The organism is Calditrichota bacterium, assembly GCA_013151735.1.
Taxonomy (GTDB): Bacteria; Zhuqueibacterota; JdFR-76; order JdFR-76; family BMS3Abin05; genus BMS3Abin05.
Map to the genome: position 1 here is coordinate 1 of JAADHR010000073.1, position 17,753 is coordinate 17,753.

The following is a 17,753-nucleotide window of genomic DNA, read 5'->3' on the forward strand; positions in this document are numbered from 1 at the left end:
TTTCCCTTCCGGGAGGGAAACACATTTCGGCTGAGGCTCTTTTGAAACCCCTCTTAAAAAATCCGAAACGGGTTCAAAAAATTACGGTTGTAAAATCGGCAAAAGAATCGGACAAAAAGGGTGCAAAGGAATCGGAAACGGTTTTTCTTGCCGTTCCCATTTCAATTTCCAGAAAGCAGTCCCCGACATCCGGAAAAAATGATATTGTTACTAAAGGAGATAAGGGTCCTGTTAAACCCCACCCGTCGGTGAAAACAGGTGCCCGGACGGACTGGTTGATTTCACTGGGTGTAAAAGACGCCGGGAAGCACGGGGCGGATAAAACGCTGAAGACAAATGCTGCGCAAAAGGCGGAGAGTCTTTCGGTATCCCAAAACAAGGAACCTGTTATTCTTACAGAGAAATCTGCCGGAAATCTTGATGGCAAAACCGCGCGGGGGACGTCTCCCAAAGTGCCGTTAAACAACACGCTTTCCTGGATGATAGTGCCTGTTTCTGAAGAAACCAAAGCTCATCTGCCATTGGCATCTGCCGATCAACAGTCGAAAACAAAATCAGTGGAAACGATTGAAACGCCTGCGGGTAAAGCGAAAAATACGACAAAACCGAAAGTGGCTCATTCGGGGAAAGGGGCTCCGGGACAGGCGGTGGACAAGCCAGAATATCCCGTGGATCGGGAAGTGCGCCCCGGGAAGGTAATGGCCAAAGAAAGGCCAGAATCGGCTCCGTCTTCTGTTTTGTCCATTTTCGGAAAGGATGTTCCTTCAAAAGCCCTTCTTGTGTCGGTAGAAGGCCCCGTAACGATTTCAGGAAAAAACTCCGTCGAATTTATTTCGACCGGCGATTCCCGGAAACCGGCCCGCATCGTCATTCAGGAAGTCGAAATTCAGGCGGGAGAGGGTGAAAAGCGTTGGGCGAAAAGGCTTTCTCAATTAATGGAAAAGGCACACGTCGTAAAAGTGGCAACAGACGGGTTTTCCCCAGAAAACTCCACGGTTTCTCAGGAGGTTTCGGGGAAAAAGGTTCTTCAAAACGGTGAGTCTGAAAAGAATGCGGTGCCTTTGACGAGAAGTCAAAAGGATGGGGGACAGGCGCAAAATTCTGAGAGAAAGGCAGATCTTTTGGCGGAGAAGAAAGTCGCCGAAAGCAGTTTGAACCCCAAAAACAAAAGACCCCACACATCCGTTCTTGATCAAAACTCAAAGCCGTCTGTTTCGGAAAAATCAACATTTAGCGGGACCTCTGAACGAGGGTTGCATCGTGTCGGGTTAGAAAAATCAGAGAATGATCCCACTCAATGGGCCTTAAAACGCCGTTCGGATGATGCCAAACGGCCGGGCACACAAGAGATATCGGATCGTTTTGAAGAAAAGACGGCCGCCTCAGTTTCTAAAAAGAACGTGCCGATGTTTGTCCGGAAGATTCAAACGCCGGCCTCTGAGGGAACGGATCCTTCCCAAAAATCCCCGAGGATTCAGGGTAAGAGATCGGGAGAGAACAGAGAGAGCGCCTCCGGCCCCGGTCGCCCTGAAAATTCCGGCAATACAGCGATGGAGCAAAGAGCTCCTGTAAATATGGCGGCGCACGATCAGCCTCTTGCACAGAACAATCTTCTCAAACAAAGCCGGATGGCGACGGAACACCAGGTATCCTCAAATGCGGACCGGACATCGGGCCAAAAGCCGGACAGGAACGAGAACGTGACATCCGAAAAAAGGGATAAAAATCAGGTCTGGCCGGGGACTAAAAATCGGCCGGATGCCACGCTCAATCCTTCAAAGAAGGGAGCCGCATCGCACCCTATTTTGACGCCATCTGACCCGGTGCCTGAAAATAGCCGTTCCGGTTCCGGAGAAGCGGAATCTGTGACCGGGAAAAAGCCGCCGCACGGAGGCTCATCGGATTCTTTAAAAAAAGAGGCTTTGCAAAAAACGGAGCCGGCGCAAAAAGGCCCGATAAATCATCCAATTTCAACGACTGATTTGGGTCGAGTGGAGACACTTTCGCAAAGGGGGAAACCGGCCGCGCCGCTCTTTACGCAGGCAGGGCCCTCGATTCCGAAGGAAATCCTGAATAAGCTGGTGCAAAACACGCGCCTTTTGATTCAGCGGGGGGGGAGCGCCCAGATGCAGATTCAGCTAAAACCCGGCAATCTGGGGGCCATTCGGCTGCTGGTGGAAACGGTGCAAAACCAAATCACAGTGAAAATCCTTGTGAATAAGCCCAAAACACAACATCTGCTGGAACAGCATATTCAATCGTTGCAGCAATCACTGGTACAACAGGGGTACAAAATTGAACATATTCAGGTGGGTTTGAATGTTCAAAGTGAGCCCTTTCAGCAGGGACAAGCCTTTCAAAATCAAACACAGCAGGGAGGCGACTTCAGGCAAGGTCAGAGTAAGAATCAATTTACAGAATCGGGGAGTTTCTTGAATCAACCCAACGAATCTCAACAACAATCACGCAGCCGCAGATTTGGTTACAATTCTGTGGAATATGTGGCGTGACAGAAAGGAGGTGATTTTATGAGTGCCATATCGAGTGTGGCCAATTCGTCCGGATCAGGCGCAGATATGAGTAAGATAATGCAGATGAACGGAGAAAGTCTGGGAAAAGAGGATTTTCTGAAATTACTGGTAACGCAATTAAAATATCAGAGTCCTCTTCAGCCGATGAAAAACGATGAGTTCATTGCCGAGCTGGCCCAATTCAGTTCACTGGAGGGAATCCAGAACCTGAATGACAAGTTTGACAAGAGTGTTCAGTCGAATACCTTGTTGGCGCAATCCATTGGAAATTCAATGGCAACGACTTTAATTGGGAAGAATGTTAAGATTCAGACCAATCACTTTCAACTGAGCGAAAATGATGGAATGGAAATTCATTACAACCTGTCAAAGACGGTAGAACATGTATCCATTGAAATATACGATGATCAGGGAAATCTGGTGACCACCAAAACATTGGATGGGGAACCTTCAGGCGATCACGTGTTCCGATGGAATGGGGAAGATGAAGACGGCGAACTCATGGCCAGCGGAACGTACAAGGTCGTGGTTAAAGGAATTGATTCTGAAAAGAATGAAACCAATGCCCCGACGTATCTTGTCGGGGAGGTGGACAGCGTCCGTTATTCAAATGGCGGTGCTTATTTAATGGTGGATGGACAAATGTACGGAATTGGTGATGTTCAGGAGGTCCTAAAATGATGAGGAACGTATGAATGCCAGAATTAATGACCCGCGTCTGATCATTCAGCCGTTGCGTCCCAGACCTCAACCGGGCAAAAAACCGGGTGGGGCCGCTCCCGGTTCGTTTCGGAAGCTGTTTGATCAGAAACTCAAAGAAACAACGGGCCTGAAGTTTTCGGCGCATGCACTGAAGCGATTGGAATCAAGGAACATTCAGATGTCGCAGGCCGATCGTGAACGGTTGGAATCGGCGGTGAACCGGGCCGCTGAAAAAGGCGCAAACGATTCACTGATTTTGCTGAATCAGTTGGCATTTGTTGTGAATATTCCCAACCGGACCGTAGTGACAGCAATGGCCCGTGATCAAATGCAGAATGGAATGATCACAAATATTGACAGTGCCATGGTTATTCAGGATTAAGAAAAAAATGAGCGCATTCCAAAAACCACACTGTACACAGGCGGGGCCGATGTCCGCAGGGTTGCCACAGGATGGACCTGTGACGATTCGTGGAAATTAGTGGGTAGTATCTTTTTGGAATGAACTCCAAAGTTAAAAAATGAACAAAACAACGAATGGGCTGGACTCCGAGAAGCCTCGCTTTCAGGAGAGGCCCGGAGCTGCTGACCGACAGAAGCAGCTCAGGAAAAAAGGAGGTATGTTATTATGATGCGATCGTTATTTGCAGGCGTGAGTGGAATCAAAAGCCACCAAACACGGATGGATGTTATTGGCAACAACATTGCCAATATTAACACGATTGGTTTTAAGGCCGGGCGGGCCGTTTTTGCCCAGGCCATTGCGCAAACGGTGAGAGGGGCCACACGCCCTTACGATGGACAAGGTGGAACGAATCCCATGCAGGTCGGACTGGGAGTACAAATGGGAAGCGTCGACACAATTTTTACTCAGGGAAATCTGGAATCCACCGGCGTAAAAACGGACATGGCCATTCAGGGAAACGGATTTTTTGTTTTGAGTGATGGCTCCAACGAGTACTACACTCGAGCGGGCAATTTTCAATTTGATGCAGATGGGCGGCTGGTCAATCCCACCACGGGTTATGTGGTTCAGGGAATGCTGGCAGATTCCAACGGTGAAATTAAGCCGGGGACGCCTATTGGTGATCTGATTTTACCGTTCGGTCAGAAGGTCGCTGCAAAAGCCACAACCAAAGTGGAATTTACCGGAAATCTGAATGCTGATGTCAAACCGGTGGGTACCATTTTGAAATCGAATGTGATGTTTGCCATCGAAAAAGCGGGCAGTAACAGCGATGTAAATGGCCTGTATGCCAAAGGTGTTTCCAACTCCGTTATGTCAGGAATTACACCCGGGGCAACAACGGTAACCGTTTCTGACGGGACCACGACCAAGGTCTACACGTATGCACAAAAGGACACCGGTGCCGGAAACGGCGATTTTCATTCTTTGGACGATTTGGTGGCCGAAATTAACAATGATTTTGGTACCGAATTTACAGCTACCTTAACCAATGATGGCTCCATTCAGGTAGCGGGCGTTTCGGGTGCAGGCGATACAACCGTGTCATTTTCAAGCAATAACGCTTCACTGAATGCGGCTCTTGCCGCCGCCGATGGAACGGTTAATGCATCAACCACAACCAGCACGGATAAGTTCTCCCACAAGGCGACAAAAGATGATCTTCTGACCGATCTGTTGAATTCCGTTGGCGATACGTTAAACCTTGCCTCCGGTGACCAAATTGATCTAAGCGTGATGAAGAATGGCGAATTGGTTTCGGGTAATTTTACCGTTGCCGCGGATTCAAAATTATCCGATTTACTGACGACAATTAATACCGTCTTTCAAATCCAGAATGACACCGGTGCTTACATCGATGATGGCGCCCTAACGGTAAAGGGCGATCCGGGCGAAGAAAACACGCTTCAGGCCATTTCCATTCGGGAAGGGGATAATGAAGCGCTCAATTCCATTATGAGCTTTGCCGAAATGCAGGCCGCCAAGGACGCCACGCACACGGCGAACATTACCGTCTACGATGCGATGGGACAAAAGCACACGATGATCATGGAATTCAAAAAAACGGATATCCGCAATCAATGGACCTGGAATATCACATTTAAGGGAGATGAAATCGTTTCCAGCGGGGGCAAAGGAAAAATTTCCTTTAATTCGGATGGTTCGATTGCCTCGTTTACCTATTCCGACGGAGCCAACAGCCTGCAATTCGATCCGAACAACGGATCCGTTCCGGTGAACATTAAACTGGACTTGGGTCGATTTGGTGAATTCAACGGCCTGACGCAGTTTTCTTCGCCGTCGGCCATGGTGACGAAATCTCAGGATGGATACGCGAGCGGAAATCTGAGTTCCATTTCAATTAACGGGCACGGCGAAATTACCGGTCTGTTTACAAATGGCGTAACCCAAAAACTGGGACAGCTCGTTTTGGCCTCCTTTAACAATCCCAGTGGTCTGACAAATGTCGGGAATAATCTTTACATGACCTCTGCCAATTCCGGTACGCCGGTAACGGGAAAGGCCGGGGAAATCATCCAGGCCGAAATTCTCCCGGGGTACCTGGAGATGTCGAATGTCGACCTGGCCCAGGAATTCACCAACATGATTGTGGCCCAGCGCGGTTTTCAGGCCAATGCCCGGGTCATTACAACGAGTGATCAAATGTTAAATGAAATGGTCAACATTAAACGATAATAAACAGGGAAAGGGACCCGGCAAAGCAAAAGAAATTTCGCTTTTGTCCGATAAAAATAGTGGGTTACTCTTAGTTCTTGCTTTGGAGGGTCCCTTTTAAATTTCAATGATTAAAGTTACGCTGTTGGACGGTAAACCTATTTATGTGAATGCAGAGCTGATCGAAACCATACAGGAAACGCCGGATACAATTATTACGCTGACAAACGGAAAGAAAATGATTGTTCTGGACGACCCGCAGGATTTGCTTCAAAAAATCATTGCGTATAAACGAAAGATATTTGGAATAGCAAATGACGAATCGGATTATGGCCATTATTACTAATGTATATGTGACGGGTTAAAATGGATTTAGCAACCATTATTGGAATTGTTGTCGGTGTTTTTCTCATTCTCTTTGCCATTTTACAAAGTGGTCAATTAACAGGCTTTATTGATGTTGGTTCGATTATGATTGTATTTGGGGGGACAATTGGCGCAACGCTCATTAATTTTCCTTTATCCGATGTGTTAAGCGTTATCGGTGTGATCAAGAAAGGCTTTCTGAATAAACCGCCCGATCCGACGGCAAACATTCGAATGCTGGTGGAATTTGCCGAAATTGCCAGGAGGGAAGGAATTCTGGCATTAGAGGATCGAATCAAAGATATCGATGATCCGTTCCTGAAAGAAGGAATTCAATTGGCTGTGGATGGAACCGAGCCGGATTTGATGAAAACCATTTTAGACACGGAGATTGAATCCCTGCAAAACCGACACGAATTGGGGGCCAGCATCATGAAAACCATGGGAACGTATGCCCCGGCCTACGGAATGATTGGGACCGTGATAGGGCTGATTCTTATGCTGGGAACCATGTCGGATCCTTCAACCATCGGCCCGTCCATGGCTGTGGCCTTGATTACCACATTTTACGGGGCGGTGCTGGCAAACCTGATTTTTTTGCCGCTGGCCGGTAAATTGGAAACCATCAGCTCTCAGGAAGTTATGGTGAAGGAACTGGTAAGAGAGGGTGTATTATCCATCCAATCAGGCGATAATCCGAGAATTGTGGAACAAAAACTGGTGTCCTTTATCCCTCCCAAAAAGAGGGCAGTTTTTGAGGAGAAAGAATAAGATCAGAAATGGCCAAGAGGGAAAAAAAATGTGAGGAAGGTGCACCGGGCTGGATGGTTACGTATGGGGATATGATGTCCCTGCTGCTCACATTTTTTATCCTGATTGTGTCCTTTTCATCCATTCAGATGTCGGAATATCAAAAGGCCATGGGGTCTTTGAAGGGAGCCCTGGGGGTTTTAAAATACAAGCAATCATCGGTAAAACTGAGCCCCAAAAAGATGATTCAATTGAGCGGCTTTAAAAATACAACCGCCGGAAAAAAACTGAGTGACATTCAAAAATATATTGAAAAAAATAATTTAACCGATTCTATTTCCGTTGAAATCACAAAATCCGGAATTGTTATTCGAATGATGAATCCTATTCTTTTTGATTTGGGCAAGGCCAATTTAAAAAAAAGCGGGCTGCCTTTGTTGAGTAAAATCATTGGTGTTGCCAAAAGTTTTCCCAACAAGATCCGGGTGGAGGGGCATACGGACGATTTGCCCATTCATACGCCGGAATTTCCATCGAACTGGGAGCTTTCGGCCATCCGGGCCATTAATGTCATTCACTATTTTCAGGATGTGGGCCACATCAACCCCAAGCGGCTGTATTATGCCGGTTACGGTTCAAATAAGCCGCTGGTACCCAATACATCCGATAAAAATCGTGCAAAAAACAGGCGTGTAGAGATTTATCTTGAAAATGTAAGTTCTCAGGAAGTTCGTGCAAATCCAAAATTATATGGCGTTGTTCCGGTTCCACAACTCAGAAAAGGTAAGTTGATCAGTCATTCGATGAAGAACAAATGAATTCCATAGGACAATCAACATGGCAGATGAAGAAAAAAAAGCGAGTCAAACGGATGATAAAAAGGATGTGAAAAAGGGTGGATCGCTCAAAAAAGTGGTTATGATTTGGATTCCATTATTCCTTTTGCAATTGGCCCTTTCTTATATCATTGTAACAAAGGTCTTTAAAAGGAAGGCGATCCAGCAGGAAGCGGAGGCTGCCGAAATGACCACTCACGGCAAGAACAGGGCAAAAAAGCCGCAAAAACCGGGAGAAATCTATTTGGTAGAGGATGTTATTGTCAATCCCAAAAATACGGAAGGCCGCCATTTTGTGAATGTTTCCGTGGGGCTGGAGGAAGGAAACAAGAATATCGGCGATGAATTAAAAAATCGGGATGCCCAGATTCGCGACACACTGATTGATATTTTTGTAAGCAAAACAATCCAGGAAATGGATGATGTGGCAGACAAGGATTCCCTCAAGAGCGAAATTGCCCGCAGACTCAACCGCCTTTTGGGGGCAGGGGCCATTCGCCATGTGTATTTTAGTAATTTTATTATTCAGTAAATTTCCCTTCCATTCTCATCTTTACGGTTTGATCCTAAACGGAAAGTAAAATGTCTCCGCTGCCCGGTTACCTGCATAAAAACTGAACCGGAAAGGTCCTGATTATACGACGTCAAAATTCCCCGGAAAGGGGGAAAACACTACCCAGCACTCGGTAATAAATTCCTCCTTTTCATGCCATCCAATTTGGTACCCCTTTTGGACACAATACACTAACATAATAATAATCAATTAAATAACGACTGAAATACATTGTTTTTTTCTCTGGTACAATATTTGTGAAATAAGGAGAAAGAAAAAAACAAAAAGTGAGAAAAATCGTGGCACAAAAACTTTCACAAAAAGAGATTGATCAGCTTTTGAATTCCATACCGATCGCCGGAAAAGAGAATGGGGCATCCAACATAATGACGGATTTTTCAATTAAGCCTTACGATTTTAAAAATCCCGATCAACTGTCCAAAAGCGCCCGGCGCACATTGGAGCGCATTCACTATACATTTGCCAAATATCTCAGCCAGTTTTTGAATGATCATCTCCGGATGAACGTCCAGGTGAACTATATTTCCAACGCTCACATGTCGGATACGGAGTACCTGGAATCCCTGCCTAATCCCAGTTGTTTATACACCTTTCCCGTGGAAAAATATGAAAAGAACATCCTTTTTGAGATTCAGCCTCAATTGATTTATTTCCTTGTGGATCGCGTGCTGGGGGGGCCAGGCAAACTGCTTGAAATCAACAGGGAACTGACGGCCATTGAGCAGCGAATCATGGAACGGCTGCTCAAAAAATTGATCACGCAGTTCCAATCCGCCTGGTCGGTTGTTGAGGATATTTCAATGGATGTGGGTAATTATTACAGCAATCCCAATTTTGTTCAGCTGGCCGATTCCGGCGAATCGGTGGTTTCCATCTCTTTGGAAGTCAATTTCGCCCAGAATGTGGCTCTGTTCAACGTGGCCTATCCCTATTATCTTATTGATCGGCTGCTGGAGAAGGTTGAAAATGAACAGGTGGAAATATCCCAGGTCAATTCAATAGACGAGAGGCGCATTCTCAAAAGGAATCTTGAAAAGACCCATGTGCCGATTTCTGTTAATCTGGGAGAAACACGGCTTTCTTTTCAGGAGCTCATGAATCTCAGGGAGGGAGACGTTCTTTTTTTGGATCAAAAAACAACGGATCTGCTTCCTTTATATGTGGGGACGAAAGCAAAATTCTTGGGTAAGGCAGGGATTATGAAAAAACGATTGGCATTTAAGGTGATGAAACAAGCACGGTAGATGGAGAGGGTACATGGCTAAAGAAGATGAAACAATTCAGGAAGAAGTGCACGGCGATCAGCCGGTTCAAGCGGCAGCCGAAACAGCCGAAACATCGGAAGGCGATTCGACAATGGTGTTGAATGATCAAGAGGAGCTGCCCTCAGTGGAGGCCGCCCCGTTCCAGAATATGGAAAACGAAGAGGTCCCCGGCAACAGTGTGAATTCTTTGGAAATCCTTTTCGATCTGGAACTGCCCGTATCGGTTGAGCTGGCCCGCAAAAATGTATTGATTAGCGATATCTTGCAATTGGGCGAAGGATCGATTCTGGAATTCGATAAAATGGCCGGTGAGCCGGTTGACCTTCTGGTGAACAGTAAAAAAATTGCTGAAGGGGAAGTCGTTGTTATTGACGATCGATTTGGTATTCGAATAACCAACCTTCTGGATCCGTCTGAGCGTGTAAAGGGGCTGCAATAGAAAATGAAAAAACACTATTCAAAAAAGAAGATTTGGCTGACAACGGGACTCACCGCCCTGTTTATGGGAATGTTTTTTTTGAATCTGGTTCTGGGGCGCAGCCTTCGAACAAGTGAAGACAAGTCGGGGATTTCCCTGACAGCACAGTTTATTAAATTGTTTCTTGTCTTCGGAATTATTGTGCTGTTGATTTACGGGACAATCTGGTTCCTGAACAAATTCATTTACCGCCGCGGAAACGGTTCGTCACTTTCCCACGTAACGGTTCTAAGTACAACATTGCTGGCCCCCAAAAAATTCATCTATTTGGTAGAGGTTTTTGACCGGCTTCTGGTGTTGGGCGTGACAGAGAGTCAGATTTCAAATCTTACGGAAATTAGCGATCCGGAAATTCTAAAGACTCTGAAAAATGCCGGTCCTCCCCAAAATAAAAAATCCGGAAATCTGTTTCAGTCCCAACTGGAAGGATTTTTAAAAAAACCATGAAGATGAATCGACGAATCACCCTGATACTATTTGCTCTGGCCATTCTATTGCTCGGAGCCGTGCTGTTTCCGACGGGAGCGCAGGCTCAGCCGTTTCCAAAATTGTCATTGAGCGTGGGCAGCGGCAAGGCACCAAATGATCTGGCAGTAACCATTGAAATTCTGCTGCTGCTAACCATTCTTTCGCTGGCACCGGCCATTTTAATTCTCACAACAGCCTTTACGCGGATCATTGTGGTACTGCATTTTTTACGCCAGGCACTGGGACTGCAGCAAATGCCGCCCAACCAACTGCTTATCGGATTGGCCTTATTTTTGACGTACTTCATCATGCAGCCCGTTTTTTCGGATGTGAACCAGAATGCCCTGCAGCCCTATTTGCAGAAGAAAATCTCCTACGAGGTTGCCCTCAAACGGGGACAAGAACCCCTGCGCCGGTTTATGCTTCGGCAGACCCGCGAAAAAGATTTAGCCCTTTTTATGAGCTTAGACAAAGGCCCCAAACCCAAAAACCAGATGGACGTGCCCATTTTTAAAATTATTCCGGCCTTTGTAATTAGCGAATTACGCCTGGCCTTTGAAATTGGTTTTCTGCTGTATATTCCCTTTTTAGTAATTGACCTGGTGGTTGCCAGCGTGCTGATGAGCATGGGGATGCTCATGCTGCCGCCGGTAATGATTTCACTCCCCTTTAAAATTCTGTTATTTGTTTTGGTCGACGGGTGGTATCTCATTATCGGGTCTGTAGTGAAAAGTTTTATGTGACGGGAGAGACAATGACGGAACAATTTGTATTGCACCTTGGCAAACAGGCCATGATGACAACCTTGCTTTTATCGGCGCCCATGCTTTTGTCGGGGCTTATTGTGGGTCTGGCCATCGGAATTTTTCAGGCCGTCACACAAATCAATGAAATGACCCTGACATTTATTCCTAAAATTCTTGTGGTCGTAGTTGTTTTTCTGATCTTTATGCCTTGGATGATGCACATCCTCCTTAATTTTACAACCAGTATTTTTAACAATATTTCGCTCTTAACGCATTAGATTCTTGCTGCCCAAAGTCGGTAAAAAATGCAGACAATCGGGCACCAGTCAAAACGGGCAAAACATGGTGTCAAATCTGCCTTCGGCAGGCCGTTTTGCCTTTACCAATATGGGAAGATTTTTATGAACCAGTTTGGTTTTTCTGTCCAGGAAATACAAGTTTTTCTGCTTATTTTTGTGCGGGTAGCGGCCATGATGGCTGTTCTGCCCATCTTTGGTGATCAGGCTGTTCCGGTGATGGTTCGTCTGGGACTGTCTTTTTTCCTGGCTGTGATTATTTATCCCATTGTTCCCAAATCATCCCTGATGACGCAGGGAGTTTCAGAATTCTTTTTTCAATTGTCACAGATGTTTTTCACGGGATTATTTATTGGCTTTTTTGGAATCGTTTTTTTCGGGGCCATTCAACTGGCAGGAGAAATCGCCGGTTTCCAGATGGGGTTTGCCATCGTCAGCGTTTTGGATCCGATGTCCCGAATTCAGATGTCCATTATTGCCCAGTTTCAGAATTTCATGGCCATTCTTATTTTTCTATTATTGAATGGTCATCACTTGATGATTCGCGGAATCGTGGAAAGTTTTCAATACATCCCATTACTGGGCGCCACATGGTCGGGTAATCTGGGCCAGATATTAATTCAGATGACCGGGCACATGTTCGTGATCGCGGTTAAAATCAGTGCACCGGTTTTTGTCACACTTCTCCTCACCAATGTGGGGCTGGGGATTGTGGCCCGCACGCTTCCCCAAATGAATGTGTTTATTGTGGGATTTCCCCTGCAAATCGGCATTGGTTTGGCCACGCTTGCGCTTTCGGTCCCCCTGTTTTTTTATGTTTTTGAAAAATACTTTGTGCAGTTTGGCACAAACTGGATACGAATGATTCGCTTGTTTTAATTGAAGGTGATCTCCCGCAATTTTGGAAGGAAACAACCCGGCAACACACTAACGGAGTAATTTGAAGACATTATGGCTGATCAAAGCTCAGACAAAACCGAACAACCGACACCCAAGCGTCTTGAAGACGCACGCAAAAAAGGGAATGTTGCCAAAAGCATGGAAATCAATTCGGCGTTCATCCTGCTGACAGGGACGCTTACGTTGTTTTTTATTTCCGGGTATATGTTTCAAAATTTCTCGATGTTTATGCGTCATGTTTTCGGGGATTTAATGACTTACCAGATTGCCCAGGATTCCATTCGAGCTTATGCCACTTCCCTGATCGCCATTTCCCTGAAATTAATGGCCCCGTTGATGCTGGCGATTCTGGTTATTGGTGTTCTTTCAAATGTGGGACAGGTCGGGTTCCTGTTTACGCTGGAACCGGTCATTCCAAATCCCGAAAAAATTGATCCCATTAAGGGATTCCAAAGAATATTTTCCATGCGTTCGGTTGAGGAATTGGTCAAGGGTGTTTTAAAAATCGCGATTATTGGTTATGTGATGTATCGGGTGATCAAAGGACACTACAACGACTATTTTCTGCTGATGGATCAGGGAACCGGACAGATCATTTCCTTTATGATGAAGGTGATTTTTCAGATGGCCATCTGGGCCTCGCTGATCTTGGTGGTTTTGGCGGTTGCGGATTTTGCCTTCCAGAAGTGGAATTACATGAAAGACATGCGGATGACGAAGCAGGAAGTAAAAGAAGAGATGAAAGAGTATGAGGGAGATCCGCAGGTAAAGGGACACATCAGAAGCTTGCAAAGGGAAATGGCCCGAAAACGGATGATGTCCGATGTGCCCAAAGCCGATGTGGTTATTACCAACCCAACCCACTACGCAGTGGCGCTTAAGTACGAGCCGGACGGAATGGATGCCCCCCGCGTGTTGGCCAAAGGCAGCCGGAAACTGGCCCTGAAAATTAAGGAAATTGCCAAAGAAAATGGCGTCCCGATTGTTGAGGACCCGCCGCTGGCCAGGGCGTTGTTCAAATCGACCGAAGTCGGAATGGAAATTCCCATTGACCTGTTTCAGAGTGTGGCTGAGGTGCTGGCGTACATTTATCGATTGAAAGGGAAACAGCTCGCATGATGACCGCCGAACTAAATCGACCCAATATCCTGCAGCGGATACTTCAACAAAGCGACATCGGACTTGCCATTGGCGTGATTATGATCCTCACGATCATGATCCTTCCCATGCCGACAGGCATGCTGGACCTGTTTCTTGTGATCAACATCAGCATCAGCCTTACGGTGCTTATGGTTTCGATGTATCTGAATGAGCCGGTGGAATTCTCGGTTTTTCCGGGATTACTGCTGGTCATGACCCTGTACCGGTTGTCCCTTAACATTGCCTCCACGCGCTTGATTTTGGGGGATGCCTATGCCGGAAAGGTCATTGCGGCCTTTGGAAATTTTGTGGTCAAGGGGAACTATATCGTCGGATTTGTGATTTTCCTCATTTTGGTGGTCATTCAGTTTGTGGTGATCACGAAGGGCGCCGGCCGGATTGCTGAAGTGGCGGCTCGCTTTACATTGGACGCCATGCCCGGAAAGCAGATGGCCATCGATGCTGATCTGAATGCGGGTCTGATTGACGATGGCGAGGCCAGAGAACGCCGGAAAAAAATTGCTCAGGAGGCCGATTTTTATGGGGCTATGGACGGGGCATCGAAATTCGTCCGGGGAGATGCCATTGCCGGACTGATTATTACGTCGATTAATATTCTGGGCGGTTTTGTGATTGGCGTTCTGCAGAAGGGAATGTCGCTGGGCGACGCCGTTCACACCTACACGCTTCTGACGGTTGGCGACGGACTGGTATCTCAAATTCCTGCACTCATCCTTTCGACCTCCGCCGGCATCGTAGTTACACGGGCTGCTTCGGAGGAAAATCTGGGCCACGATATCAGCCACCAGCTATTGGGGAAACCCCGGGCCTTGTATGTGGTTTCCGGTGCCTTGCTTATTTTTGGATTTGCACCGGGTTTACCCACGCTCCCGTTTTTTATCCTATCCGGTGTGGCTTTTGTTGTGGCCAAAACCGCCGAAAGCCTCGAGAAACGTGCGGCTCTGGAAGAAACAATTGCCGAACAGGAAGAAGCGGTTGAGTCCGATGACACTCTGGAAAATTACCTCCAGGTTGACCCGCTGGAAATCGAAATTGGCTACGGTCTGATTCCTTTGGTAGATGAAGAACAGGGCGGTGATTTGCTGAATCGCATTACAACCATTCGAAAACAATTGGCCATTGAATTGGGTGTGGTCATTCCGCCGATCCGCATCCGGGATAATATCAGCCTGAAACCGGATGAATACGTGGTCAAAATTCGGGGAGCCGACATTGCCAAAGGAGAACTCCTGACCAGCCGCCTGCTGGCTCTTGCCGCCGATGAGAATGGCTCGAATCTGGAGGGAATCCCCACGCGCGATCCCGCCTTCGGATTGCCTGCGTATTGGATTCCGGATAAACTTAAAGAAAAGGCTGAAACCATGGGCTTTACCGTTGTGGAACCGGTGGCCGTTCTGGCCACTCATCTTAAGGAAATTCTGAAGCAAAATGCCCATTTGGTCTTGAGTCGTGAGGATGTTCACGAACTGATCGAAACCGTCAAAAAGGAGTCTCCAACTGTGGTTGAGGAATTGATACCCAATTTATTGAATATTGGCCAGATTCAAAAAGTACTTCAGAATCTGCTTCGGGAGCAGGTGCCCATTCGCGATATGGTTACGATTCTGGAAACACTGGCCGATTACGCCGGAACCACCAAGGATCCGGATATTCTGACCGAGTACGTTCGAAATGCCCTGTCAAAAATCATTTACAAGAATTATCTTGCCGAGGACGGCAGAATGTACGGGATGATGTTGGACCCCCAGCTGGAAAATGTTCTGGTGGACAATTTAAATCAAAATAAGGGTGCGGGTTTGAATTTGTCCCCGGATATTTTGAAGTCACTTTTTCAGCAGATCAAAGCCGGTACGGATAAAATGACCGAGGACGGCTTTACTCCGCTGATCCTGGCGTCTCCGATGATTCGATCCAGTTTTAAACGGCTCATTGAAATGGCGTTTCCTCAGGTTGCCGTTCTGTCGTACAATGAAATTCCTGCAGATGTGGAAATTCAAACAATAGGAATAATTGGGTTGCAAAATGAAAATTAAGAAATTCCGTGCACAGACAATGAATGAGGCCTTTAAAAAAATTAAGGCCGAACTGGGATCCGATGCCGTTATTCTGAATGTTCAGGAACAGAAAAAAACAGGGGCATTCGGAGTCGTCCAGGCCCGTTTTCTGGAGGTTACGGCCGCCGTCGATGAGAAGCCCATCCGGCATTCCGGGACTCCATTGCGGTCAAAAGAAACAGATGACGTCTTTCAGACGTATTCCCGCCCCAAAGGACGCTCCAACACATCCACCCAATATGGAGCGATTGAAAAGCTTCAAAAGGAGTTGGAGGATCTGCGGTCGAAATACGAGCAGCTGCACACGCACTTTGGAACGGATTTTCGTTCGGAACAGGTGCCGCCGCACTTGGCGGATGCCTACCGGGTTCTTTTGGAATCGGGTGTCGATGAAACACTGGCGCGCTCACTTTTAAGACGTGTGGCGGATGAAATCCCAAGGGGTGAGACCACACGGGCCGTGCTCGATCGGGTGTTGCTGCAACACATGAGCCGCCTCATCCCTGAAACGGATGTTTCGCTGAAGCCATCTAACCGGCCGCGGGTGGTTGCATTAATTGGCCCCACGGGCGTGGGGAAAACAACAACCATCGCAAAACTGGCTGCCACGGACGCTATTTTTCATCATAAAAAGGTCGGACTTCTGTCGATGGATACGTACCGAATTGCGGCCATCGACCAGCTGCGCGTTTTTGCTGATTTGTCCAAAATACCAATGGAAGTAGCCTACACCCCGGACGATATGAGCCGGGCTCTGCGGAAATTTGATGACAAGGATGTCCTTTACATCGATACCCCGGGACGCAGCCCCCGGGACGGCCGGGGAATTCGGGAAATTCAGGACTATTTGGCCGCCGTTCAGCCGGATGAGGTGCACCTGACGGTGAATCTGTCCACACGATCAGAAGACCTTTTGGATACCCTGAAACGATTTCAGATGATTCCATCCAACCGAATGATCTTTAGCAAACTGGATGAAACAGACCGTTATGGAAATATGTTGACCGTGCTTAAGCAGTACCGGCTTCCTGTCTCGTTTGTTACGTTTGGTCAGGATGTGCCGAAAACCTTTCAGCCGGCAACACCATCATTTTTGAGCCGACTCATTTTAGGAATGGAGACACTTGGATGAGAGATCAAGCCTGGCAATTGCGGGAATTGGTTCCCGCCTACGAACTATTTCCCAAATCGAATATCCCCTTAAAAGCGAAACGCATTGCCGTTACCAGTGGAAAAGGAGGCGTAGGGAAAACAACCATTGCCCTGAATATGGGGATTTTACTGGCGGCAAACGGAATAAAAACCCTGCTGATTGATGGTGATGTCAATCTCTCCAATCTTCCGATTTTGTCGGGAACGGCTCCGGAATTGCACTTTGCCGATGTTCTTGAAAAAAAACTCAGCTTAATGGAAATTATTTATCCCTTCCGAAATGATTTGTACATTCTGCCGTCTGGCCTGGGGTCCGTTGACCTTGTTGAGCAGGAGGAAAAATTTCTGGATCACATGCGGCATGAGTTCATGGATTTGGATGCGTTTTTCGATGTGATTTTAATTGACACGGCCTCGGGCATTTCATCGACGGTCATGGGAGAAATCTTTTCGGCGGATGAGGTGTTTGTAATCACCACACCGGAACCGTCGGCCATTGGGGATGCCTACGCTATTGTGAAAGTCCTCACTTTTTTTATGCCGGTTCTTTCGGTGCGCGTCTTATTCAATTGGGTAAAGAGCGAAAAACAGGGACAGGATTCCCACGAAAAATTTAACAGTATTACCGAAAAATTTCTGGGCAGGAGTGTACGCTATTTGGGGGCGCTTCCGTATGATGAGAATGTACGGAAGGCCGCCATGTCCCAGGTGCCGCAATTAATTCAATATCCGCGGTCAAAGTTTTCACGCCAGCTCAGACAAATTGTAACGGAATTAACCAATCCAAAAAATGAATTAATGTATGCACTCAATATACGGAAAAATTAACCCGT

At 46.9% G+C, this 17,753-nt stretch carries 18 protein-coding genes; all 18 read left to right on the top strand.

Going from position 1 to position 17,753, the window contains the following annotated elements:
* Positions 1–41 precede the first annotated feature (41 nt).
* The gene (locus GXO76_04980) at positions 42–2,510 is read left to right on the top strand and encodes a hypothetical protein (protein NOY77205.1); all 2,469 of its coding nucleotides are present in this window, start codon (positions 42–44) and stop codon (positions 2,508–2,510) included.
* An 18-nt stretch (positions 2,511–2,528) separates the two neighbouring features.
* The gene (locus tag GXO76_04985) at positions 2,529–3,212 is read left to right on the top strand and encodes a flagellar hook capping protein (GenBank protein NOY77206.1); all 684 of its coding nucleotides are present in this window, start codon (positions 2,529–2,531) and stop codon (positions 3,210–3,212) included.
* Positions 3,213–3,222: 10 nt separating this feature from the next.
* The gene (locus GXO76_04990; protein NOY77207.1) at positions 3,223–3,615 is read left to right on the top strand and encodes a hypothetical protein; all 393 of its coding nucleotides are present in this window, start codon (positions 3,223–3,225) and stop codon (positions 3,613–3,615) included.
* Positions 3,616–3,861: 246 nt separating this feature from the next.
* A complete protein-coding gene (locus GXO76_04995; GenBank protein ID NOY77208.1) occupies positions 3,862–5,895 on the top strand; it encodes a flagellar hook-basal body complex protein in 2,034 nt (677 codons plus the stop codon).
* A 106-nt stretch (positions 5,896–6,001) separates the two neighbouring features.
* Positions 6,002–6,220: a flagellar FlbD family protein gene (locus GXO76_05000; GenBank protein NOY77209.1), complete on the top strand. Its 219-nt coding sequence runs from the start codon at positions 6,002–6,004 to the stop codon at positions 6,218–6,220.
* A gap of 20 nt (positions 6,221–6,240) precedes the next feature.
* Entirely contained in the window at positions 6,241–7,011 is a 771-nt protein-coding gene (locus GXO76_05005; protein NOY77210.1) for a motility protein A, read from the top strand.
* A gap of 8 nt (positions 7,012–7,019) precedes the next feature.
* Positions 7,020–7,808, top strand: coding sequence for an OmpA family protein (locus tag GXO76_05010; protein NOY77211.1), 789 nt, complete (start codon positions 7,020–7,022; stop codon positions 7,806–7,808).
* Between the two features lie 19 nt (positions 7,809–7,827).
* The gene (locus GXO76_05015) at positions 7,828–8,358 is read left to right on the top strand and encodes a hypothetical protein (GenBank protein ID NOY77212.1); all 531 of its coding nucleotides are present in this window, start codon (positions 7,828–7,830) and stop codon (positions 8,356–8,358) included.
* 308 nt (positions 8,359–8,666) lie between these two features.
* On the top strand, positions 8,667–9,644 hold the full coding sequence (gene fliM, locus GXO76_05020) for a flagellar motor switch protein FliM (GenBank protein ID NOY77213.1): 978 nt from the start codon (positions 8,667–8,669) through the stop codon (positions 9,642–9,644).
* A gap of 13 nt (positions 9,645–9,657) precedes the next feature.
* Positions 9,658–10,104 carry a flagellar motor switch protein FliN gene (gene fliN, locus GXO76_05025; GenBank protein ID NOY77214.1) on the top strand — a complete coding sequence of 149 codons (447 nt, stop codon included), beginning with the start codon at positions 9,658–9,660 and terminating at the stop codon, positions 10,102–10,104.
* A 3-nt stretch (positions 10,105–10,107) separates the two neighbouring features.
* On the top strand, positions 10,108–10,590 hold the full coding sequence (fliO, locus tag GXO76_05030; protein NOY77215.1) for a flagellar biosynthetic protein FliO: 483 nt from the start codon (positions 10,108–10,110) through the stop codon (positions 10,588–10,590).
* Between the two features lie 2 nt (positions 10,591–10,592).
* The gene (gene fliP, locus GXO76_05035; GenBank protein ID NOY77216.1) at positions 10,593–11,354 is read left to right on the top strand and encodes a flagellar type III secretion system pore protein FliP; all 762 of its coding nucleotides are present in this window, start codon (positions 10,593–10,595) and stop codon (positions 11,352–11,354) included.
* Between the two features lie 11 nt (positions 11,355–11,365).
* A complete protein-coding gene (fliQ, locus tag GXO76_05040) occupies positions 11,366–11,635 on the top strand; it encodes a flagellar biosynthesis protein FliQ (GenBank protein NOY77217.1) in 270 nt (89 codons plus the stop codon).
* Between the two features lie 123 nt (positions 11,636–11,758).
* Entirely contained in the window at positions 11,759–12,532 is a 774-nt protein-coding gene (fliR, locus tag GXO76_05045; protein NOY77218.1) for a flagellar type III secretion system protein FliR, read from the top strand.
* 72 nt (positions 12,533–12,604) lie between these two features.
* Complete coding sequence (gene flhB, locus GXO76_05050) at positions 12,605–13,672, top strand: flagellar biosynthesis protein FlhB (protein ID NOY77219.1); 1,068 nt, start codon at positions 12,605–12,607, stop codon at positions 13,670–13,672.
* On the top strand, positions 13,672–15,747 hold the full coding sequence (flhA, locus tag GXO76_05055) for a flagellar biosynthesis protein FlhA (GenBank protein ID NOY77220.1): 2,076 nt from the start codon (positions 13,672–13,674) through the stop codon (positions 15,745–15,747). The genes flhB and flhA overlap by 1 nt, the downstream gene beginning before the upstream one ends.
* Positions 15,737–16,900, top strand: a complete 1,164-nt coding sequence (gene flhF / locus GXO76_05060) for a flagellar biosynthesis protein FlhF (GenBank protein NOY77221.1) — start codon at positions 15,737–15,739, stop codon at positions 16,898–16,900. The genes flhA and flhF overlap by 11 nt, the downstream gene beginning before the upstream one ends.
* Complete coding sequence (locus GXO76_05065) at positions 16,897–17,748, top strand: MinD/ParA family protein (protein NOY77222.1); 852 nt, start codon at positions 16,897–16,899, stop codon at positions 17,746–17,748. Before flhF ends, GXO76_05065 begins: the two co-directional genes overlap by 4 nt.
* Positions 17,749–17,753 lie beyond the last annotated feature (5 nt).